The sequence below is a fragment of the Saccharothrix sp. 6-C genome (genome assembly GCF_016695385.1).
Lineage (GTDB): Bacteria > Actinomycetota > Actinomycetes > Mycobacteriales > Pseudonocardiaceae > Actinosynnema > Actinosynnema texasense.
In genome coordinates, this window is the sequence record NZ_CP064192.1 from 1,598,552 (window position 1) to 1,619,340 (window position 20,789).

At 72.2% G+C, this 20,789-nt stretch carries 24 protein-coding genes; 16 read left to right on the forward strand and 8 right to left on the reverse strand.

What is annotated here, in order from left to right:
- Window positions 1-65 precede the first annotated feature (65 nt).
- The 6 genes from IOD16_RS07375 to IOD16_RS07400 all read left to right on the forward strand — a co-directional run bounded on the left by IOD16_RS07375 (window position 66) and on the right by IOD16_RS07400 (window position 3,687).
- Window positions 66-545 (forward strand): DUF2975 domain-containing protein, encoded by a 480-nt coding sequence (locus tag IOD16_RS07375; RefSeq protein WP_123742929.1) that lies wholly within the window; start codon window positions 66-68, stop codon window positions 543-545.
- Entirely contained in the window at window positions 545-799 is a 255-nt protein-coding gene (locus tag IOD16_RS07380; RefSeq protein WP_123742928.1) for a helix-turn-helix domain-containing protein, read from the forward strand. Before IOD16_RS07375 ends, IOD16_RS07380 begins: the two co-directional genes overlap by 1 nt.
- Window positions 796-1,728: an ABC transporter ATP-binding protein gene (locus tag IOD16_RS07385; RefSeq protein ID WP_201439433.1), complete on the forward strand. Its 933-nt coding sequence runs from the start codon at window positions 796-798 to the stop codon at window positions 1,726-1,728. Before IOD16_RS07380 ends, IOD16_RS07385 begins: the two co-directional genes overlap by 4 nt.
- Window positions 1,725-2,501, forward strand: coding sequence for a hypothetical protein (locus IOD16_RS07390; RefSeq protein WP_201439434.1), 777 nt, complete (start codon window positions 1,725-1,727; stop codon window positions 2,499-2,501). The genes IOD16_RS07385 and IOD16_RS07390 overlap by 4 nt, the downstream gene beginning before the upstream one ends.
- 179 nt (window positions 2,502-2,680) lie before the next feature.
- Complete coding sequence (locus IOD16_RS07395) at window positions 2,681-3,163, forward strand: methylated-DNA--[protein]-cysteine S-methyltransferase (protein WP_201441235.1); 483 nt, start codon at window positions 2,681-2,683, stop codon at window positions 3,161-3,163.
- Between the two features lie 50 nt (window positions 3,164-3,213).
- Window positions 3,214-3,687 carry a YcxB family protein gene (locus IOD16_RS07400; RefSeq protein WP_201439435.1) on the forward strand — a complete coding sequence of 158 codons (474 nt, stop codon included), beginning with the start codon at window positions 3,214-3,216 and terminating at the stop codon, window positions 3,685-3,687.
- Window positions 3,688-3,775: 88 nt separating this feature from the next.
- Here IOD16_RS07400 and IOD16_RS07405 read toward each other — a convergent pair whose 3' ends face one another.
- From IOD16_RS07405 to IOD16_RS07425, 5 genes are all read right to left on the reverse strand, one after another.
- Complete coding sequence (locus IOD16_RS07405; protein WP_201439436.1) at window positions 3,776-4,669, reverse strand: glycoside hydrolase family 11 protein; 894 nt, start codon at window positions 4,667-4,669, stop codon at window positions 3,776-3,778.
- 254 nt (window positions 4,670-4,923) lie between these two features.
- Window positions 4,924-7,032, reverse strand: coding sequence for a CotH kinase family protein (locus IOD16_RS07410; protein WP_201439437.1), 2,109 nt, complete (start codon window positions 7,030-7,032; stop codon window positions 4,924-4,926).
- Entirely contained in the window at window positions 7,023-7,856 is an 834-nt protein-coding gene (locus tag IOD16_RS07415; protein ID WP_201439438.1) for a polyphosphate polymerase domain-containing protein, read from the reverse strand. The genes IOD16_RS07410 and IOD16_RS07415 overlap by 10 nt, the downstream gene beginning before the upstream one ends.
- Window positions 7,853-8,455: a DUF4956 domain-containing protein gene (locus tag IOD16_RS07420; RefSeq protein ID WP_201439439.1), complete on the reverse strand. Its 603-nt coding sequence runs from the start codon at window positions 8,453-8,455 to the stop codon at window positions 7,853-7,855. Before IOD16_RS07420 ends, IOD16_RS07415 begins: the two co-directional genes overlap by 4 nt.
- Window positions 8,456-8,834: 379 nt before the next feature.
- Window positions 8,835-9,401: a TetR/AcrR family transcriptional regulator gene (locus IOD16_RS07425; protein ID WP_201439440.1), complete on the reverse strand. Its 567-nt coding sequence runs from the start codon at window positions 9,399-9,401 to the stop codon at window positions 8,835-8,837.
- 81 nt (window positions 9,402-9,482) lie between these two features.
- Here IOD16_RS07425 and IOD16_RS07430 point away from each other — a divergent pair, with 81 nt between their 5' ends.
- From IOD16_RS07430 to IOD16_RS07440, 3 genes are all read left to right on the forward strand, one after another.
- Complete coding sequence (locus IOD16_RS07430) at window positions 9,483-9,977, forward strand: FBP domain-containing protein (protein ID WP_123742919.1); 495 nt, start codon at window positions 9,483-9,485, stop codon at window positions 9,975-9,977.
- A gap of 152 nt (window positions 9,978-10,129) precedes the next feature.
- Window positions 10,130-11,581 carry a DHA2 family efflux MFS transporter permease subunit gene (locus IOD16_RS07435; protein ID WP_201439441.1) on the forward strand — a complete coding sequence of 484 codons (1,452 nt, stop codon included), beginning with the start codon at window positions 10,130-10,132 and terminating at the stop codon, window positions 11,579-11,581.
- A 234-nt stretch (window positions 11,582-11,815) separates the two neighbouring features.
- Window positions 11,816-13,393, forward strand: coding sequence for a right-handed parallel beta-helix repeat-containing protein (locus IOD16_RS07440; RefSeq protein WP_236594797.1), 1,578 nt, complete (start codon window positions 11,816-11,818; stop codon window positions 13,391-13,393).
- Window positions 13,394-13,449: 56 nt separating this feature from the next.
- Here IOD16_RS07440 and IOD16_RS07445 read toward each other — a convergent pair whose 3' ends face one another.
- Together IOD16_RS07445 and IOD16_RS07450 are read right to left on the reverse strand one after the other, a co-directional pair.
- Complete coding sequence (locus IOD16_RS07445) at window positions 13,450-13,590, reverse strand: hypothetical protein (RefSeq protein WP_201439442.1); 141 nt, start codon at window positions 13,588-13,590, stop codon at window positions 13,450-13,452.
- A complete protein-coding gene (locus IOD16_RS07450; protein WP_201439443.1) occupies window positions 13,557-14,465 on the reverse strand; it encodes a hypothetical protein in 909 nt (302 codons plus the stop codon). The genes IOD16_RS07445 and IOD16_RS07450 overlap by 34 nt, the downstream gene beginning before the upstream one ends.
- Window positions 14,466-14,603: 138 nt before the next feature.
- Here IOD16_RS07450 and IOD16_RS07455 point away from each other — a divergent pair, with 138 nt between their 5' ends.
- The 4 genes from IOD16_RS07455 to IOD16_RS07470 are packed head-to-tail and all read left to right on the forward strand — an operon-like array spanning window position 14,604 to window position 18,040.
- Complete coding sequence (locus IOD16_RS07455; protein WP_201439444.1) at window positions 14,604-14,996, forward strand: GntR family transcriptional regulator; 393 nt, start codon at window positions 14,604-14,606, stop codon at window positions 14,994-14,996.
- Window positions 14,993-15,874 carry an ABC transporter ATP-binding protein gene (locus IOD16_RS07460; protein ID WP_201439445.1) on the forward strand — a complete coding sequence of 294 codons (882 nt, stop codon included), beginning with the start codon at window positions 14,993-14,995 and terminating at the stop codon, window positions 15,872-15,874. Before IOD16_RS07455 ends, IOD16_RS07460 begins: the two co-directional genes overlap by 4 nt.
- Window positions 15,871-16,863 (forward strand): ABC transporter permease subunit, encoded by a 993-nt coding sequence (locus IOD16_RS07465; RefSeq protein WP_201439446.1) that lies wholly within the window; start codon window positions 15,871-15,873, stop codon window positions 16,861-16,863. The genes IOD16_RS07460 and IOD16_RS07465 overlap by 4 nt, the downstream gene beginning before the upstream one ends.
- A 22-nt stretch (window positions 16,864-16,885) precedes the next feature.
- The gene (locus IOD16_RS07470) at window positions 16,886-18,040 is read left to right on the forward strand and encodes an alpha/beta hydrolase family protein (RefSeq protein WP_201439447.1); all 1,155 of its coding nucleotides are present in this window, start codon (window positions 16,886-16,888) and stop codon (window positions 18,038-18,040) included.
- Here IOD16_RS07470 and IOD16_RS07475 read toward each other — a convergent pair.
- Entirely contained in the window at window positions 18,004-18,699 is a 696-nt protein-coding gene (locus tag IOD16_RS07475; RefSeq protein ID WP_123742910.1) for a GntR family transcriptional regulator, read from the reverse strand. The two genes, IOD16_RS07470 and IOD16_RS07475, sit on opposite strands and share 37 nt — an antisense overlap.
- Window positions 18,700-18,727: 28 nt before the next feature.
- Between IOD16_RS07475 and IOD16_RS07480 the strand changes: the two genes are divergently transcribed.
- The 3 genes from IOD16_RS07480 to IOD16_RS07490 are packed head-to-tail and all read left to right on the forward strand — an operon-like array spanning window position 18,728 to window position 20,784.
- Window positions 18,728-19,144 (forward strand): VOC family protein, encoded by a 417-nt coding sequence (locus IOD16_RS07480; RefSeq protein WP_201439448.1) that lies wholly within the window; start codon window positions 18,728-18,730, stop codon window positions 19,142-19,144.
- Window positions 19,141-19,818: an SDR family NAD(P)-dependent oxidoreductase gene (locus tag IOD16_RS07485; RefSeq protein WP_201439449.1), complete on the forward strand. Its 678-nt coding sequence runs from the start codon at window positions 19,141-19,143 to the stop codon at window positions 19,816-19,818. Before IOD16_RS07480 ends, IOD16_RS07485 begins: the two co-directional genes overlap by 4 nt.
- Window positions 19,819-19,827: 9 nt before the next feature.
- On the forward strand, window positions 19,828-20,784 hold the full coding sequence (locus tag IOD16_RS07490) for an LLM class flavin-dependent oxidoreductase (RefSeq protein ID WP_236594798.1): 957 nt from the start codon (window positions 19,828-19,830) through the stop codon (window positions 20,782-20,784).
- Window positions 20,785-20,789: the final 5 nt, after the last annotated feature.

The window sequence follows — 20,789 nt, forward strand, 5'->3', positions numbered from 1 at the left end:
GTTGACCCAACGTGAAACGATAGGTACCGATTGACATTCGATAGGTAGCGCGCGAGACTCGATGCATGGTCACAACGCATCGAGCGGTTGTCGCGCTCCGGGTGTTCCTCGTGCTGATGTTCGGCGTCCTGGTCCTGTTCCAAGTCATGTCGCTGCCGGGGCAGTTCCGGCACATGGCCGAGGAGTCGCCGGACCTGGCCCACCTGAGGTGGCCGCTGACCGCCGTGTCGGTGTTCTGGGTGCTGTGCGTGCAGGTCGTCGTGGTGTCCATCTGGAAGCTGCTCACCCTGGTCGAGAAGGACCGCATCTTCAGCGAGGCGTCGTTGAAGTGGGTGGACGCGATCGTGTGGGCCATCGCCGCCGCGTGGGTCGTGTTCCAGTGCTTCTTCCTCTACGTCGGCTTCAACGCGGACGACCCCGGCGTGCCGCTCGTGCTGTTCCTCATGTCGATCGGCATCACCGTGGTGGGGCTGCTGATGGTGGTGATGCGCGCGCTGCTGCGGCAGGCCACCACGCTGCGGTCCGACATGGAGCAGGTGATCTGATGGCGATCATCGTGCGCATCGACGTCGAGTTGGCCAAGCGCAAGATGAGCGTCGGCGAGTTCGCCGAGCGGATCGGGCTCACGCCGTCGAACGTGGCGGTGCTGAAGAACGGGCGGGCGAAGGCGGTGCGGTTCAGCACGCTGGAAGCCATGTGCCGGGTGCTGGAGTGCCAGCCCGGCGACCTGCTCGAATGGGTGGACGACGACGAGGACGGCGTCATCGTCGCCCCGACCGGGGACGAGGGCGACCGGTGATCGAGGTGCGCGGACTGACCAGGCGGTACGGCGACGTGCTCGCGGTGGACGACCTGAGCTTCACCGTCGAGCCCGGCAAGGTGACCGGGTTCCTCGGCCCGAACGGCGCGGGCAAGTCCACCACGATGCGGGTCGTGCTCGGCCTCGACCGGCCGACCTCCGGCACGGCGCTGGTGAACGGGCGGCCGTACGCGGCGTTCGCCGAGCCGCTCCGGGAGGTCGGCGCGCTGCTCGACCCCGGCGCGGCGCACCCCGGCCGCACCGGGCGCGCTCACCTGCGCGTGGCCGCCCGGTCGAACGGCCTCCCGCGCCGCCGGGTGGAGGAGGTGATCGAACGGGTGGGCCTCGGTCGCGCGGCACGCCGGCGGATCAAGGGCTACTCGCTCGGCATGAGGCAGCGGCTGGGCATCGCGACGGCGTTGATCGGCGACCCCGCCGTGCTGATGTTCGACGAGCCGATCAACGGGCTCGACCTCGACGGCGTCCGGTGGATCCGCGGCCTGCTGCGGCAGCTCGCCGACGAGGGCCGCACCGTGCTGATCTCCAGCCACCTGCTCGGCGAGATGGAGCAGATCGCCGACCGGCTGGTCGTCATCGGCCGCGGCCGGCTCATCGCCGACGCCACGACGGAGCAGATCCTGAGCGGGCTCGGGCACGTCCAGGTGCGCGTGCTGAGCCCCGAACCGGACCACCTGCTCGCCGGGCTCCGCGAGCACGGGTTCGACGCGCAGCGGGTCGGCGCGCGCGAGCTGCGGGTCGACGGCGGCACCGCCGAGGAGGTCGGCGGGCTCGCCCACGCGCTCAACGTCCCGCTGCACCACCTGTCCGAGGTGCGACAGTCCCTTGAGGACGCTTACCTGGAACTGACCAACAGCAGTGTCGAGTACCACGGCCGCGAGCCCGTGCTCACGACGGAGGAGGCACGGTGACGGCGACGGCGCGAGAGGTCGGCGTCGGCCGCGTGTTCGCGCGCGCCTGCGCCGCCGAGTGGACGCGGCTGTGGACGGTGAAGGCGACCTGGTGGTTCCTGGCGGCGGCGGCCGTGACGATGGTGGGCATCGCCACCATCGCGGGCCTGGAAGCGGCCGCCGACCCCGATCCGACGCCGGGCGGCACGGCGTGGACGGCGGCGGCCGTCACCGGCTTGCCGGGCCAGTTCGCGCTGCTCGCCCTCGCCCTCACCGCCGTGACGTCCGACTACGCGACGGGCGGGATCGTGCCCAGTCTCCAGTGGACGCCGCGGCGCGCGGTCCTGTTCCTGTCCCGGGCGAGCGTGGCGGTGGGCGCGGCCACGGTCGTCGGCGTGCTGCTGGCGTCCGCCGCGACCCTCGCGTCCTTCGTCGCGGCACGGCCGCTGCTCACCCTGGCGGGCGGCTGGGACGTGCTGCCCGACGTCGCGTTCGTCTTCGCCGCCGGGTCGGCGTTCGCGCTCGGGCTCGGCTTCCTGCTCCGCAACACCGCGGGCACCCTGGTCACGGTGTTCCTGCTGATGCTCGTGCTGCCGCTGATGCTGCCGAACTTCGGCTACGAGTGGACGTCCGCGCTCGCCGACCTGCTGCCCGGTTCGGGGGCGGCGTTCCTGCTGATCGGGGAAGTGCCCGGGATGACGCGGACGTCCTCGGTGGTCACCATGCTCTGCTGGGCGGGCGGCGCCCTGCTGCTGGGGTGGCTGCGCCTGGCCCGGGACGACGCCAACCGCTGACCCGCGCTGTTACGATGCGCCGTTCCACCCCGGCGGAAGGCGCCTTCTCCATGCACGGCAACGAAGTCGAGGCCGACGCGCGGCGCGACCCGCACGAGGACCGGTCGCCCGCGCGGCGTGCTCGCGTGGTGACGCCCGTGCCGGATGCGGTGGCCGTGCACGCGGTGGTCGTGCACGCGGTGGTCGTGCACGCGGTGGTCGACAGCCCGGTCGGCCGGCTCACGCTGGTGGCGCGGGGCGGTGTGCTCGCGGGTCTGTACCTGCCGGAACACCGCCACCGGCCGGCGCTGGAGACCTTCGGCGAGCGGGACGCGTCGCCGTTCGGCGAGGTGGTCGCCCAGCTGGAGGAGTACTTCGCGGGCCGGCGGACGGTGTTCGACCTGCCGCTGGCGATGACGGGCACCCCGTTCCAGCGGACGGTGTGGGACGCGCTGAAGGAGATCCCGCACGGCGAGACGACGTCCTACGGCGAGCTGGCCGCCCGCATCGGCCGGCCCACCGCGCCCCGCGCGGTCGGGCTGGCCAACGGCAGGAACCCCGTCAGCATCATCGTGCCCTGCCACCGGGTCGTCGGCTCGACCGGCGGTCTGACCGGGTACGGCGGCGGCATCGAGCGCAAGCGCGCGCTGCTGGCCTTCGAACGCGGCGAGCTCTCCTGGTGAGGGCCGGTGATCCGCCGTCGTCACCGCCGCGACCCGACTAGCATCCGCGAGTGCGGATTATCCTCCAGGTCCCCTATGACGAGCAGCGCCTGCGCCGGACGATCAAGTTCGTGCTGCGCCCGTCGGTCAAGAAGCTGCGCCTCGCGGGCGCGGTCATGGCGCCGCTCGGCGTCCTGCTGCTGCTCCTGGGCGTCGGCCCGCTGGTGCCGCTCCTGCTGATCGGCCTGGGTCTGCTCTACGCGTTCGCGCTGGAGCCGTTCATGGTGCGGCAGAGCCTGCGCGCCCAGAACCCCGTCGTCCGGCAGGGCTACCAGCTGGTCGTGGACGACGCCGGCTTCACCATGGAGGCCGAGGCGTACGCGCAGCGGATGGCCTGGTCGACGGTCCAGCGGGTCGAGGAGCAGCCCGACGCGTGGTTCCTGGTGATCAGCAAGGTGCAGGCCCTGGCGGTCCACAAGCACCTGATGACCGAGGAGCAGCGGGCCGAGTTCGCCGCCCTCCTGGCTCAGCGGGTGCGCCCCTGAGCCGGGCCGGCCACGCCGCGGACAGCGCGGTGGCGCGGCGGCCGGGGCCGCCGCGCCACGGAGGTGCGGGTGTCTCGTATCAGGGGGGTCAGCCGGCGGCGCAGGAGACCGAGGGCCAGGTCCAGTTGCCGTTCGCCTGGATCGTCACGCCGAAGTTGTTGCCGCTGCCGTTGGGCTTCGCGGTCAACGTCTGCGCGTTCGGGTAGCTCGCGCTGATGTTCCAGGTCGACAGGACCTTCGCGGGCGACGGCACGTTCATCGTCACGGTCCAGTTGGACGAGCCGCTGACCGAGACGTTGAGGTTGTAGCGGTCGCTCCACTTGTCGCCCGCCGACAGGGAGGCGGTGCAGCCGCCCGTGCCCGGGTTGCCGGGGTTGCCGGTGGAGGTGCCGTCGACGGTGATGTTCGAGCTGCCGCTGCTCTGGTAGCCCTCGGTCGCCAGGATCATGTAGTCGTGGCTGCCCAGGTTCATCCCGTTGCGGGCCCACGCGTCGAAGTGGTTGCCGGACGTGATGCTGCCGCCCGTCTTCTTCGACTGCCGGACGCTCCAGTACTGGTCGAAGGTCTTGTTCCCCTCGATCGACGGCGCGTTGTACCGGGTCGTCTTGTAGATGTCGTAAGTGCCGCCGTCGGTGGTGACCGTGCCCTTGTACGTGCCGGTCGGGCGGTAAGTGCCCCAGTTGTCGACGATGTAGTACTCGACGAGCGGGTTGCGGGTCCAGCCGTAGAGGGTGAGGTAGGCGTTGCCCGACGGGTTGAAGCTGCCGGAGTAGTTGACCGTCCGCCGACTGCCGGTGGCCCAGCCCTTGCCCGCCACGAAGTTGCCGGTGTTGCGCCACGACGTGCTGTAGTTGCCGCCGGAGCCCAGGTCCATCGAGACCGTGCCCTGGCTGTCGGTCCAGAACGAGAAGAAGTACCCGTTGTTGGTGCCCGTTTGATTGGTGGTCACGGCCGCCTGGGCGTTCGACGTCACGATTGCCATGAGCAGGAAAGTGATCGCCGTCAACGGGAGCAGCCTCCCGCCTCTGATCTTGCCTGACATCGGCGAAATTCCTTTCAGCAGCGCTGCTGATCGACGGGAAATAGCATCAAGTCGACGCCCGGAGCTGTCAACGGTTTGCGAAACTTTCCGGTCGGGGCGGTAGATCGGATTCAGGTGGTCGAGTCGGAATGCATTCGCCCATGCCCGCGTGCCCGGCACCGCGAGTGGTGTCGGGCACGCGGGTCCGCCGGGCGTCAGCCGGCGGTGCAGGTGAGCGTTGGTGTGCTCGGCGCGCCCGCGGACGACCCGAGGAACCCGAACGTGGTGGCGGCGCCCGCGCCGACCGAGCCGTTGTGCGCGGCGTTGCGGGCGGTGACCGTCGAGCCCTGGCTGGTCACGGTGGCGTTCCAGGCCTGGGTGACCGTCTCGCCGCCCGCGTAGGTCCACGAGACGGTCCAGTTGCCGATCGGCGACGTGCCCGCGGTGACGCGGACCTCGCCCTGGAACCCGCCTTGCCACTGGTTGACCACCGCGTACGCGGCCGAACACCGCGCACCGCCGGGCTGGGTGGTCGTGGTCGTCGTCGTAGTGGTGGTCGTGGTGGTGGTGCCCGTGGTCGTGGAGGTCGGCGTCGTGGTCGACGTCGGCGTGGTCGAACCGCCCCAGCCCGACGTCGAGTCGAGCCACGTGATGCGGCGCTGCATCCAGTCCCGCATCGCCTGCACCTGGCCCTGCCAGGTGGGCGCGGTCGGGGTGCGGAAGAAGCTGACGGTCGGCGAGCTGAGGTTCGGCCAGCGCTGGAAGTTGCGCTGCGCGCCGTTGGTCAGCGGCCGGGACAGGGCGTCGACCCGGGCCGCCAGCGAGGAGTCGGAGAGCAGGCCGCGCCGCAACGACTGCCAGCGCGACTTGACCTGGTTGACGAACGCCGGGTCGCGCAGCAGCTGCGCGTACCAGTCGTTGGCGATCGGCTGCCGGGTCTGCAGGTGCTGCCAGCCGGCGACCTGGTCGTTCTGGAAGAACCCGCCGACGCCGAAGGTGAGGTCGAAGTCCCACAGCGGCCCGGCGAAGATCTTGCTGTCCCGGTCCTTGTAGAAGTGGGCGCTGCGGAGGTAGGCGTCCATGCCGCGGCTCAGCTCGTTGACGATCATGTGGTCGACGAACGACGGTACGTCGATGTACTTCTGGTACCCGGTGGTCGGGTCGGCGAAGTTCGGCGCCCGGAGCACGTCGTGGAACTCCTGGATGTGACCGCGCAACCAGTCCCGCTGCTGGGTGTTCAACGGGTCGGGGTCGGCCACCTCCAGGTAGTTCCAACAGGTGTTCGTCGGCCCGGTGCACGCCAGCGTCGGCTCCTCGGCCGCCATCCACTCGAACTTGAAGATGTACCCGCCCTGGATCTTGGGCAGGGTGGTGTCGTCCTCGTCCAGTCCCTTGAGGTCCAACCGGTTCTTCGAGTTCTTGATGGTCTCGACCATCATGTAGACGCCCATGTAGTCACCGGCGCCCACGGGGGTGGCGTCGGTGTTGAGGTAGAACTCGACGAACTTGTACCGGGGCGCCTTGAGCCCCATCTCGCGGCCGAGGTCGTAGATGAACGCCTCGCGGATCAGGGACTTGTCGGTGAACGGGCCGCGCAGCACCCAGTCGGAGTCGGCGGGCATGCCGAGCACCGGGTAGTCGGCGTCGTCGCCCGCGTTGTCCCAGAACTCCAGCCGGTACGGCGCCTTCTCGAACGAGGCCGACGACTGCCCGCGCAGCTTGAACCCGCCGCGCGTGGCGACCGTCGGGGTCGCGGCCAACGACGTCGTGCCGCCCGCCTGCGGTTCGAAGATCATGGTGGCGCCGTCGAAGTACTCGCGCTGGGGCTTGCCCGCGCCGTAGGAGTCGATCGCGACCACCGGCAGGTCGTGCGCCGTGGCGGTGGCCTCGCGGGCGACGTACATCGCCGTGCCGGGACGGCCGGACGCCGCGTTGGCGACGAACGCCTGCGCGCGCAACTGGGTGGTCCGGGTGAGCTGCACCGGTGAGCCCTGGTAGGGCGTCGACTGGGCGTCGGGCAGCTGGCCGTTGGTGGTGTAGCGGATCTGGGCGCCGGCGATCGCGGTGCTCAGCGACACCGACACCTGTCCCTGGAACGTGCCGCTGGGCACGGAGAACGTGATGTCCCCGACCAGGTCCTCGGCCGCCGTCGCGGCGGCGATGGCGTCGGCGGCGGCCGTGCCGCCGGCGGACCCGGCGGGGGAGCCCGGTTCGGCGCCTGCCGACAACGGGATGAGCAGACCGGTGAGGAGCACGGCGGCGACCGCCAGGCCCTGGGCCTTGTGGGTTGCCGCGGCGCCGTTGCTGCGGGAGGTCAAACGCACGATGCCTCCTGTTCGGGTCGGTGGGACGGGGTGGTCGGTGCCGCGCCCGCCGACGACGTGGCGTCGCGGAAGTGGCGGCGCAACGTCCGCCGCCACGGCGCGTCGGGCAGGTCGAGGCGGAGCGCGGCCAGACCGGTGGCGTACTTGGAGATCCGGGCGGGACGCACCCCTCGCTGCCACAGCATCCGGTCGACCGGCGACGCGGCCGACGCGGTCTTGGTCTCGATCACGGCCAAGCCGGACAGGCGCAGCGCGGCGGCGTCGTGCCGCCAGGACAGCGCGGTGTCGATGGTGACCCGGCTCGCGGACTCCGGCAGCAGCAGCGTGGTGCGCTGGTAGCCGGTGACCAGGACCGGGTCGAGCGAGCCGTCGTCGCCGGGCGCGATCGACTCGCGGGAGAGCGCCTCGTCGACGAAGTCGCGTCCCGGGCGGACCGTGTCGCAGTCGCCCGGGTGGTAGGGCAGCCGGTGCTTGGTGATGCTGCCCCGGGCGCCGCTGATCTTGACCTCCAGCCAGCACTCGGCGGAGTCGAGGTACGTGCGGGTGCGCACCTTGAACCGGCGTCGCCTGCGGTAGGCCGCGGAGTGGTAGCTGTCCAGCCGCGGCGTGTCGAAGTAGACCGACTCGTAGCGGAACGTCCGCTCACCGCCGATGTCGAGCACCCGCGCGTGCGGCGCGAGCTGCTCCAGCAGGTGCGGCAGCGTCGCGGCCGGCACGACGTACTTGCGGTCGACCCTGGTCTGCAGCGCGGCCCGCTCGATCAGCTCGGCCAGCCCGACCGGGCTCATCCGCGCGAGGGCGGGCATGGCGGTCGTCGTGGTCATCGGCGCGCTCCGGGGTGTGCGGTCGCGGCGGGCGCCTTGGTGAGGGCGTGCTCGGTCAGCGCGTACCGGACGTCGACGATCGTGGTCTCGTTCACCAGGTCCAGCCGCTGCACCGTGACGGAGTGCACCCTGGCGTTGAGCAGTTGCTCCAGGTGCGCCACGAGCGTGACGTGGTCGGTGATGGCCGAGTCCAGGACCAGGACCTGGTGCCGGTAGTGGCGGAACAGCCTCCGGTTGTCGCCGAGGAACATCACCACGACGATCAGCGCCATGAGGCCGCCGTTGAGCCACAGCGAGGACGTGCTCAACGCGCCGAGCAGGCCCAGGGCCAGGGCGGAGAAGTAGTACGCCACCTCGTGCTGGTCGAGCTCCGTCGACCGCAGGCGGATGATCGACAGCACGCCGAACAGCGCCATGCCGAGCCCGATGCCCGCGCCGGTGTTGCTGGTGCTCAGCGCGCTCGCGACGGCGAGCACGCCGATGTTGACACCCAGGTAGGCGACGACCAGGTCACGGCGGCGATGTCGTGGGAAGTAGAGCCCGAAGACGAGCAGCGCCACCGCACAGATGTCGATCGCGAACAGGACGAGTTGGGACATCTCGTTCGTTCCTCCTACAGCCGCGTGCCGAGGTCGGCTGGGCACCGCCCGCTTCTTGGCGGGGGTCTGCAGGACGGTCGCCGAAACTTTCGAATATTCGGGTAAACTTTCGGGAACTGGTTCGAAACGATAGGGGGCACCACGGTGTCACGTCAATGAACTGGAGGTGTACCGACGCATACCGTGGGAGGGAGAGTTCGCTGGTAGAGGCCATTCGGACGCGGCTGGAGCGGCCTTTCGGCGGGCCGGCAGCGCAGCACGAACCGTCATCAGCCCATGTCAGCGGGTGTCGAAAGTTTCGACTCCCGCTCTCGTGCTGGAGCACGGGCGGTCGGCGGCGTCACGCTCCACGCGGACGTGTGGAGCGGCGGTGCGCCCGTCAGGACGGCCAGTTGCCGAGGGCCACGTGGAGCACGTCGAGGGTCTTCGACCACGACGCCTCGGTGTCGCGCGGGTGGTGGCCGAAGCCGCCCGACGCCTCCAGGGTCGTGTAGCCGTGCAGCGTGCTGTGCAGCATCCGCACGGCGTCGGTCTCGGCCGGCTCGGGCAGGTGGTAGCCGCGCAGGATGGCGCGGGTCATCTCGGAGTGCCGGTCCGCCCGGCTGGTGGCCGCGATCTCCGGGGTCAGGTCGACCCGCATGGCGGCGTAGCGCCCGGGGTGCTGCCGGGCGTAGTCGCGGTAGGCGTTGGCGAAGGCGACCAGCGCGTCCTTGCCCGCGCGCCCGGCCAGTGCGGAGGCGGCGCGGTCGGCGAGCTCGGACAACGCCAGCACGGCCACCCGCTCCCGGAGGTCCCGCGCGTTCTTCAGGTGGGAGTACAGGCTCGCGTCCTTGACGCCGAACCGGCGGGCGAGCGCGGAGACGGTCAGGTGGTCGAACCCGATCTCGTCCGCCAGTTCCGCCGCCGCCTGGACCAGTCGTTCGACGGTCAGCCCCGCGCGTGCCATGTCGCCCTCCCTCAACCTAGGGGTCCTAGGCTAACACTTATACATTTGTCGCTTCTGGCTAGCTGACGTAGTTTGGCGGGCATGGAACCCGTGACCGAGCGCGAGATCCGCGCGTCCTTCGTCAACTGCACCAAGGGCGAGGCGAAACGCCTGTCCGTGCCGGGTGACCTGGCCACGCGACCGTGGGACGACCTGGACTTCCTGGGCTGGCGCGACCCGGCGTCACCGCAGCGCGCCTACCTGGTGACCCCGTCCGGTGACGGCCTGGTGGGCGTGGCGCTGCGCCTGGCCGCACCGCACGCCGGCCGGCCCCGCCGCACCATGTGCTCGCTGTGCCTGACCACGCACCAAGGCGGCGGTGTCTCCCTCATGACGGCGCGCAAGACCGGGCGCGAGGGCCAGCAGGGCAACTCCGTGGGCGTCTACCTGTGCGCCGACCTGGCCTGCTCGCTCTACCTGCGCGGCAAGAAGGACGCCGGCCCCGGCGCGCGGCTGCACGAGTCGCTCACCTCGGCCGAGAAAGCCGACCGGACCGCGGCGAAGCTCGCCGCCTTCCTCGCGCGGGTGACCGGCTGAACGCCGGCCGTCACCACCTCTGTGGACTGTGCCCGCGAGTTCGCCGACGGGAAAAAGTGAGGTGGTGTCGGGAACTCCGGAGGTAGGGTTGAGGGGTTCGGGGCGCCGTCGCCTCTTCGTCGCGCCCTTCTTTTCCTCTGGGGGATCCACGCATGACTTCCGCAGGTGTGTCCGACGCCGTGACGTCGCCGCCCGCGCTCACCCGCGCCGACCGCGCCGTGATCGGCGTGCTGCTCGTGGCCACGTTCGTGGTCATCCTGAACGAGACCATCATGGGCGTCGCACTGCCCGTGCTGCTGACCGAGCTGAACGTGACCGCCGCCGTGGGGCAGTGGCTCACCGCCGGCTTCCTGCTGACCATGTCGGTGGTCATCCCGATCACCGGCTACCTCATCCAACGGGTCTCCACGCGCGTGCTCTACGGCGTGGCGATGGGCCTGTTCAGCGCCGGCACGCTGCTCGCGGCGCTGGCGCCCGGCTTCACGGTGCTCCTCGCGGCACGCGTCGTGCAGGCCTGCGGCACGGCCATCATGCTGCCGCTGCTCATGACGACCGTCATGACGCTCGTGCCGCCGGCCCGGCGCGGCGCGGTGATGGGCAACATCTCCATCGTCATCTCCGTCGCGCCCGCCATCGGGCCGACGGTGTCCGGTGTGGTGCTCGACATGTTCAGCTGGCGCGCCATGTTCTGGGTCGTGCTGCCGATCTCGGTGGCCGCGCTGGTGCTCGGGCTGCGCTGGGTCACCCGCATCGGCGAGGCGAGCAGCGCGCCGCTCGACGTCGTGTCGGTCGTGCTGTCGGTGTTCGGCTTCGGCGGCCTGGTCTACGGCCTGTCGAGCATCGGGCACAGCGGCGGCGGCTCGTCCGCCACGCTGTGGGCGTCGCTCGCGGTCGGCGTGCTCGGCATCGTCGCGTTCGTGCTGCGGCAGGTGCGGTTGCAGCGGCACGAACGGGCGCTGCTCGACCTGCGCACGTTCGCCTTCCGCACGTTCACGCTGGCCAGCGCCCTGATGATGGTGATGATGGGCCTGCTGCTCGGCGTCGTCACGATCCTGCCGATCTACACCCAGAACGTGCTGGGGCTCGACCCGCTCGCCACCGGCCTGCTGCTGCTGCCGGGCGGTCTGCTGATGGGGCTGCTGTCGCCGTTCGTCGGCCGCCTCTACGACCGGGTGGGGCCGCGCGTCCTGCTCATCGTCGGCACGGTCGCCACCAGCGGCTCGCTGTGGTTCGCCACGACGTTCGACGAGGGCACGCCCACGCCGCTCGTGCTGGTGTTCCACCTCGTGCTGAGCCTGGGCCTGGCGTTCTCGTTCACGCCGCTGTTCTCCTCCGGCCTCGGCGCCCTGCCCGCCCGGCTCTACTCGCACGGCAGCGCGATCTTCAGCACGACCCAGCAGCTCGCCGCCGCGGCGGGCGTGGCGTTGCTGGTCAGCGTGATGAGCGCGCGTGCCGCCGAGCTGGCCGCGGCCGGCGGGGCGACCACCGGCGCCGAGATGGGCGGCATGCACTCCGCGATCGTGCTGGCGGCGATCCTGTCGCTGGTCGCGGTGGCCGGTTCGTTCATGGTCAAGGCGGGCAAGGCCGAAGAGGCCCCGCACTAGCGATCGGCGGGCGCGGGGGCGGCATTCGTCCCCGCGCCCGGTCCGACGGTCGCGGCAATTCGTTCATCATTGTGAAACCGCCGTTCATCATTGTGAAACCGCAGGGTCGTCCGCACCGGACATTGCGTGCTTCCGAAGATGTGCGTTAGCGTGCCCGGGATCGCTCCCAGAATGGGTTTGCGCAGTTCAGAAGCGTGAACCCAGGCCGCTTCGCGTCATCCCAAGGGAGAAACAATGAGGTTGAAACCCTTTGTCGTCGCCGCCGCGGTGAGCGCGGTCGCGGCCCTCGGGTCACCCGGCGCCACCGCGACCGCGGCGACCACGCACCACGAAGCCGAAACCGCGCCGGCGGTGTGTTCGGGCGTCATCGAGAGCAACTGGTCGGGTTACTCGGGCACGGGCTTCTGCAACGCGGACAACGCCGTCGGCGCCCACGCGCAGTTCACCGTCACCGCGCCGGCCGCGGGTGCCGCGACCGTCCTGGTCCGGTTCGCCAACGGCGGCACGTCCGCCCGCGCCGCCGACCTCGTGGTCAACGGCTCCACCGCGCAGGCGGTCTCGTTCGAGGCGACGGGCGCGTGGTCGACCTGGGCCTCGAAGACCCTGTCCGTGACGGTGCCGGCGGGCGCCGTCACCATCCGGCTCAGCCCCATCACCTCGGCCGGCCTGCCGAACGTCGACCACCTGGACTTCACCCAGGACGGCACGCCGCCGCCCGCCGGCGCGCTGTACGTGGCGACCGACGGCGACGACGGCAACCCCGGCACGCTCGCCGCGCCCCTGCGCACCATCCAGCGCGGCGTCGACCTGGCCGAGCCCGGTGACACGATCACCGTCCGCGGCGGCACGTACGCGCCGAGCACGAACATCCAGCTGCTCAAGAACGGCACCGCGAGCGCGCCGATCACCCTGCGCGCCCACGACGGCGAACGCGTGGTCATCGACGGCGAGAACATGCCGCACACGCCGGGCGCGGTCGGCTCCAGCATCCCGCGCGCGGAACGCGGCGCCGTCCACATCGAGGGCGACCACTGGCGGCTGATCGGTCTGGAGATCGTGCACGGCCCTTACGGCGTGTTCGGCCTGGACGTCGGCAACACCGTCTTCGACCGGCTCGTCACGCGCGACAACTACGAGTCCGGCCTGCACCTCCAAGGCGCGTCGAGCGACAACCAGATCATCAACCTGGACGCGTACGGCAACCGCGACCCGCGCAAGAACGGCGAGAGCGCCGACGGCCTGGCCATCAAGGAAGGCTCCGGCTCCGGCAACGTCGTGCGCGGCGCGCGGCTCTGGAACAACTCCGACGACGGCCTGGACTACTGGATGTTCTCCTCGCCGATCCTGCTGGAGAACAGCCTGGCCTGGGGCAACGGCTTCAACCGCTGGAACCTGCCCGGGTTCACCGGCGACGGCAACGGGTTCAAGCTGGGCGGCAACGGCGTCGCCGCCGACCACACCGTGCGCAACACGATGACGTGGGACAACGCGGCCGGCGGCTTCGTGGACAACAACAACCCCGGCCGGCACCGGGTCGAGCGCAGCACCGCGTGGGACAACCCGAAGACCGGGTTCCAGTTCGACCGCTCGGCCGCCGCGCTGACCAAGAACCTGGCCGCGGCCAACGGCGCGAACGTCTCGCTCGGCTCGAACTCCGGCGGCAGCGGCAACTCCTGGGACCTCGGCGGCTCGTGGTCGTTCGCGAGCACGGACCCGGGCACGATCACGGGTCCGCGCGCCGCCGACGGCTCGATCCCGTCCTCCACCTTCCTGCGCCCGGCCAACGGCGCCGACGTGGGAGCGCGTTTCTAGGTCCGGCACCGAGGCGGGGCCGGGCACGACGTCCAGCCCCGCCGTCGTGCCCGGCGCTACCCGCAGCGCCAGACCGTGGGCAGCTGCCTGGCGCCCGGCGCGGGCACGCTGCGCCCGGCGACGGCGCCGTCGTCGGCGGACACGTCCGCGCTCGGCTGGTCGGTCAGCGCGGCGGTCTGGGCGTCGAACCGCCACACGCCCAGGTGCCGGTGCCCTCGGACCAGCCGACCGACTGACCGGCCCGGTTGACCGAGTGCACGTAGGCGCTGCCCGCCGGCCGGGACGGGACGCCGTCCTGGTTCCACAGCGCGCCCTTGCCGTCGTAACCCGACGCGGGGTAGGTCTCGCCCGCGACGCGACCGTTGGACAGGTCCCGGCCCCGCACGGTGACCGTGCCGGAAGGGTTGGCGAGCTTGCGGGCCGTGCCCGCCTTCCATAGGTACAGCGCGGTGGCCGAGCCGGAGTCGCGGGTCGGCAGGTGTTCGACGAGCACCGTGCCGTCCTGGTCGATCGCCTTGGCCCGCGCGTGCCCGGTGGTCGGCAGCCCGGTCAACAGCACCGGCGCGGAGCCGTTCGCGGGCCACAGCACGGGTGTGGAGATGGAGTGCGGCGCGGTGTCCGGTGGTGTGCTGGACGCGTTGCCGACGATGTCGCCGTTGTCGTTGACGCCCTCGGCCGCCGCGCCGCTGAAACCGGCCGGCGTGGGCAGCGCCTCCAGCGCACCGCCGCGTGAGCGGATGGCACGCCCGGCGGCGGAGCCGACCACGGTGCCCTGCCGGTTCACGTCGGTCACCGCCGGGTTGACGCCCCCGAACCGGCCGAGGTCGGTGGCCTGGCCGTCGACCCAGCGCATCGCCCTCATCGTGATGGACCAGCCGCTCTTGACCGCCCAGCCGTAGCCCGCGTAGCCGCCCCCGCTGTCGGCGGCCGTGACGGCGCCGTCGGGCAGGTCCGCCGGCAGCGCGAGGTAGCTCGGCGCGCACGTCGCGGCGGACGCGGCCGGCGCGGCGACCGCGATCAGCGCGCCGGCAAGGGCCGCGACGGCCGCGACGGCCGTGTGCTTGGTGCTCATGGTGCTCCCTGTGGACGGTGGAATTCCTGTGCGCACCACCGTCAAGGCGCCTGCTGACCGCCCGCTGACCGGTGGCCGACTCGACACGCTCTTCCTAGGTACCTATAGTGCTAGGTAGGTAGATAAATGGAGGTGTGCGTGATCGAGTTCCACCTGGACGGCAGGTCGGGCCTGTCGCCGTACCAGCAGCTTGTCCGGCAGGTGCGGCACGCGCTGCGGCTGGGCCTGCTGCGCGAGGGCGACCAGCTGCCGAAGGTGAAGGACGTGGTGGCGGACCTCGCGATCAACCCGAACACGGTGCTCAAGGCCTACCGCGAACTCGAGCACGACGGCCTGGTCGCCGCCCGTCCCGGCGTGGGCACCTTCGTCACGGGCACGCTGTCCGGCACTTCGCCCGCCGCGCTCGCGCCCCTGCGCCAGGACCTGCGGCGCTGGCTCGCCAAGGCCCGCCGCGCCGGCCTGGACGACGAGGGCGTCGAGGCGTTGTTCCTCACCACGTTCCGCGCCGCGGCCGCGGAGGACATCGCGTGACCGCGCTGCGCGCCGAGGGGTTGGGCAAGAAGTACAAGCGGCGCTGGGCGTTGGCCGGTTGCACGCTGGACGTGCCCGCCGGGCACGTGACCGGGCTGGTCGGCCCGAACGGCGCGGGCAAGTCGACGCTGCTCGGCCTCGCGGCCGGGATGCTCGAACCGTCGAGCGGCACGATCGAGGTGTGCGGCGGCGTGCCGGGCAGCGGTCCGACCCAGCTGGCGAAGGTCGGCTTCGTCGCGCAGGACGCCCCCGTCTACGCGAACCTGACCGTCGAGGAGCACCTGCGCCTCGGCGCGCGCCTCAACCCCGGCTGGGACGACGGGCTGGCGCGGGCCCGGATCGCGCGGATCGGGCTCGACCCGGCGCTGGCCGCGGGCAAGCTGTCCGGCGGCCAACGCGCCCAGCTCGCGCTCACCCTGGGCATCGCGAAGCGGCCCGAACTGCTGCTGCTGGACGAGCCGGTCGCCTCGCTGGACCCGTTGGCGCGCCGGGAGTTCCTCCGGGACCTCATGGAGGCCGTCGCCGAGCACGGGCTGAGCGTGGTGATGTCCTCGCACCTGGTCGCCGACCTGGAACGCGTGTGCGACCACCTCATCGTGCTGGTGGACTCCCGGGTCCGGCTCATCGGCGACGTCGACGAGCTGCTCGCCACGCACCGCAGGCTGACCGGCCCGCGTCGGGACGTGGACACCCTGCCCGGGGACCAGCGGGTCGTCTCCGCGCGCCACACCGACCGCCAGACCACCGTGCTGGTGCGGACGGAGGCGCCGATCCTCGACCCCGCCTGGGACGTCGGCGAGCTCGGCCTGGAGGACCTGGTGCTGGCCTACCTGGCCGACCCCGGCGTCGGGCGCCCGGACCTGGGAGTGGTCCGATGACCTGGTTGACGTGGCGGCAGCTGCGCTTCCCGGTGGCGTCGGTGTACGCGGCGCTCGCGCTGGCCGGCGTGGTGCTGGCGGTCGGCCGCCCGGTCCACGGCGACTTCGGCGACCAGGAGTTCCGCTACCTCGGCAGCCTGCTCGCCGTGCAGCTGCTGCCGGCCGTCCTCGGCGTGTTCTGGGGCGTGCCGATGATCGCCCGCGAGCTGGAGGCCGGCACGCACACCCTGGTGTGGAACCAGAGCGTCACCCGCTCCCGGTGGCTCGCGGTCAAGCTCGGCGTCGGCGCGCCGGCCGCCGTGGTCGCGGCGGGCCTGCTCAGCCTGCTGGTCACGTGGTGGGCCGACCCGATCGACACGGCGGCGGGCCTCGACACCGGACGGGGCTTCGAGCCGCGCGTCACGCCGGTGGTGTTCGCCGCGCGGGGGATCGCGCCCGTCGGGTACGCCGCGTTCGCGTTCGTGCTGGGCGTCGCCATCGCGATCCTGTTGCGCCGCACCGTGACCGCGATGGCGGTGACGCTCGTGGTGTACGTCGCCGTGCAGCTGGTGGTCCCGGTCGCGGTCCGCCCCCACGTGCTGCCGCCCGTCGAGGAGTCCGTCACGCTCACCGCGCGCACCATCGCGGGCATCCAGACGAAGACCGGGCCGAACGGCGAGGTGCCCCAGGCGTTGCGGGTCGTCGAACCCGCGGGCGCCTGGGTGCTGGCGAACGAGACCGCGGACGCGGACGGCGTCGCGGCGCACCCGCTGCCCTCCTTGGTGGACGACTGCCTGCCGTCCTCGCCGGCGGACCCCGTCACCCCGCCGGACCTCGACCGGATCCGCGGGTGCTTCGCCCGCCTGGACGACCTCGGCTACCGGCAGCACCTGGCCTACCAGCCCGCGAGCCGGTTCTGGCCCCTCCAATGGGTCGAACTGGCGCTGTACCTCGCGTTGTCGGCGCTGGTGACGTGGTTCTGCTTCCGCCGGCTGCGCCACCTGTCCTGACACCATCACGAAGGGGGAAACCATGCGCGGTCCCACAGTCCTGATCGCACTGGCGCTCGTCCTGTCCGCCACGCCCGCGTCCGCCTCGTCGGCCGGCTCCGGCCCCGCCGCCGACGACCCGACGCCCCGCCTGCCCGCGCCGACCGGCCGGCACGCGGTGGGCACGACCTCGCTGCACCTGACCGACCCCTCGCGGCCCGACCCGTGGGTGCCGACGACGAACCGGGAGCTGATGGTCTCCCTCTTCTACCCGGCGGCGTCGGCGCGCGGGCCGAAGAAGCAGTACCTGACGGCGGCCGAGTCGGCGGCGGTGCTCGACGAGGCGGGCGTCACCACCCTGCCGGCCGACGTGTTGAGCACCGTCCGGACCCACGCCGTCGTGGACGCGCGACCGGCGGGCCGTCGGCACGGCCTGCCGCTGGTCGTGCTGTCGCCCGGGTTCAAGAGGCCGCGCGCCACCCTGACCGCGCTGGCGGAAGACCTGGCGAGCCACGGTTACGTCGTCGTGGTGGTCGACCACACCTACGAGAACGTCGCCACCACGTTCCCGGACGGGCGGGTCACGCCGTGCGCCGCCTGCGGCCGGCACGACATCGAGTTCTGGGTGAAGCTCCGGGACGGGCGGGCGGCGGACGTGTCGTTCGTGCTGGACCAGCTCACCGGGCCGCTGCGCCACCGGCCCGGCGCGAACCTGGTCGACGCCTCGCGGATCGCCGTGGGCGGCCACTCGGTCGGCGGTGCGAGCAGCCTCGCCGCGGCCCGCGCCGACGGGCGCCTCCGCGCCGCGATCGACGTGGACGGCTCCATCGACACCCTCGGGACCGAACCGGCCCTGTCCCGCCCGGTCATGCTGCTGGGCCGGCGGAACGCCTACGCGCCGGGCGCGCCCGGCGGCGCGGCCGACACCTGGGCGGCGCACTGGCCGTCGCTGACCGGCTGGAAGCGGTGGCTGGTGGTGGCAGGCGCGGAGCACCCGTCGTTCACCGACCTCGGGGTGGTGGGGCCGCAGCTGGGCCTGGACTTCGGCGCGGAGGTGGGCGGCGAGCGCGGCGCGGCGATCACCCGCGCGTACGTGCGGGCGTTCTTCGACCTGCACCTGCGCGGTGAGCCGCAGCCGCTGCTGGACCGGGCGTCGGCGAGCTACCCGGAGGTCTCGGTCGTCGAACCGTCGAGCTGACCGACGAGCACCCGCATCGCCGAGTGGACGTGCTCCTCGGCGAAGCGGGTGACCTCGGCGGCGTCGCCCGCGTCGAGCAGGCGCACGATCTGCCGGTGCTCGTCCACGACCACCGCGCGGTAGTCGTGGTGGCCGAGGCGGATGCGGGTGAGCTGGAACAGGTGCACCTGCGACCGCACGGCGCGCCACGCCTCGAGCAGGCGCCGGTTGTCGGCGGAGCGGTAGATCGTGTCGTGGAACTCCATGTCCAGCGCGAGCAGCTCGTCGCTCGGCGCGCCCGCGGCCAGCCGGCGGGCCATGTCGTCGACCAGCGCGCCGAGCGCGTCCAGGTCGACCCGCCCGATCGCGCGGCGGCCCGCCAGCCCCTCCAGCGCGGCGCGGACCGAGTAGACCTCCTCGGCGTCCTGCGCGGTGAGGTCGACGACCCTGGCTCCCCGGTGCCAGGCGCTGCGCACGAGCCCTTCGCGCGCCAGCACGGCGAGGCCTTCGCGCACCGAGCCGCGACTGACGTCCAGCGACGCGGCCAGCTCCACCTCGCGCACCGGCGAGCCGGGCGGGAACACGCCCGCGAAGATCGCTTCCCGGATCAGGTCGGCGGCCTCGTCCGCGAGGCCCCGCCGGTCGGCCTTGCGCAGCTGCATGATGTCGAATGTTGACATCGGCCGGGTCGTTGGTCAAGGTGAGGGCATGAGACCCGGTTTCCACCTCGCCGTCCCCGTCGACGACCTGGCCAGGGCCCGCGAGTTCTACGGCGGCGTGCTCGGGCTCGAAGAGGGCCGATCGGCCGAGAAGTGGGTCGACTGGGACTTCTACGGCCACCAGTTCGTGACGCACGTCGTGCCCGGACCGCGCGACGACGCCGGTCGCAACCCGGTCGACGGCCACGACGTGCCCGTGCCGCACTTCGGCCTGCTCCTGCCGATCCCCGAGTTCCACGCGCTGGCCGAGCGGCTGCGCGCGGCGGGCACGGCCTTCGTGATCGAGCCGTACCTGCGGTTCGAGGGCGAGCCGGGCGAGCAGTGGACGATGTTCTTCCGCGACCCGGCGGGCAACGCGCTGGAGTTCAAGGCCTTCAAGGACGAGTCGCAGGTGTTCGCCAGGTGAGCCGCGGCGTGCTGGTCACCGGGGGCAGTCGCGGCATCGGCGCGGCGATCGTCCGAGCCTTTCGGGACCTCGGTGACGAGGTGGTCGCACTGTCCTCTTCGGACGTCGACCTGGCCGACCCGGCGGCGGTCGAGCGGGTGGTCGACTCGGCGGCGGATGCGCTCGGCGGCGTCGACGTCCTGGTGAACAACGCGGGCCTGGTGGAGCTCGGCTCGCTGGACCTCCCGTACGCGCAGTGGCAGGCGTTGTGGCGGCGCACGTTCGCGGTGAACGTGTTCGGCGCGGCGGACATGTCGTACTGCGTGGCCCGGCACATGATCTCGCGCGGCACGCGCGGGCGGATCGTCAACGTGGGTTCGCGCGGCGCGTTCCGCGGCGAGCCGGACATGCCCGCGTACGGCGCGAGCAAGGCGGCGTTGCACTCGATGGGCCAGTCGCTGGCGGTGTCCCTCGCGCCGCACGGCATCGCGGTGGCGTCGGTGGCGCCCGGGTTCGTCGGCACCGACCGGGTGGCGGAGCTGGTGACCGACGAGGTGCTGGCGCAGAGCCCGTTCGGGCGGGTGGCGACACCGGAGGAGGTGGCCGCCGCCGTGGTCTACCTCGCCTCGCCGGCGGCCGAGTGGGCGTCCGGCGCCGTGCTCGACCTCAACGGCGCTTCGTACCTGCGGACCTAGGAGCACGTGGTGAGTCGTTCCGGAGCTGTCGGGCTGATCCTGCCCCGCGACCTCGCGCCGTCGCGGGTGCTGCCGTTCGCGAAGCGCGCCGACGAGCTCGGGTTCGACGAGCTGTGGGTGGTGGAGGACCTGGGTTTCCGCGGCGGGATCAGCCAGGCGGCGGCGGTGCTGGCGGTGACCGAGCGCATCCGGGTCGGCATCGGCCTGCTGCCTGCGGGCGCCCGCAACGCCGCGTTCGCCGCGATGGAGGTGGCGACGCTGGCCCAGCTGTTCCCCGGCCGGGTCGACATCGGCATCGGGCACGGCATGCCGGGGTGGATGCGGTCGGTGGGCGAGTGGCCCGCCAGCCCGTTGACGTTGCTCGAGGAGTACCTGGGCGCGGTGACGGCCCTGGTGCGGGGTGAGTCGGTCGAGCCGGGTGACCACGTCCGGCTGGACGGGGTCCGGCTGGAGCCCGGGTGCGTGCCCGGGACCCCGCCGCGCGTGCTGGCCGGCGTGCGTGGCCCGCGGTCGCTGGCGGTGTCCGGGCGGGCGGCGGACGGGACGGTCCTGGCCGAGCCGACGACGCCGGAGTACGCGCGGGCGGCGCTGGCCCGGGTCGACGCGCGCCGGCCGCACCGGCTCGTCGGCTACAACGTGGCCGCGGTGCACGCCGACGCGTCGGTGGCGGTCGAGGCGGTCCGGGCGGGGCTGGAGTGGATCGGCGAGCCGGACTGGGCGCCGCACATCGCCCCGCTGCCGTTCGCGGCGGAGTTCGCGGCGTTGCGGCGGGAGTCCGGGAGCCGGGACGAGTTCGTGCGCCGGCTGCCGGAGGAGTGGGTGCGGCAACTCGCGGTGACCGGCACACCGGAGGACGCGCGGACCCGGCTCGAAGAGCTGTTCGCGGCCGGTGTGGACAGCGCCGTGCTCTTCCCGGTCGGCCCGGACCCGCTGGCGGCGATCGAGGAGCTGGCCGCCGTCCTGTAGGCGCT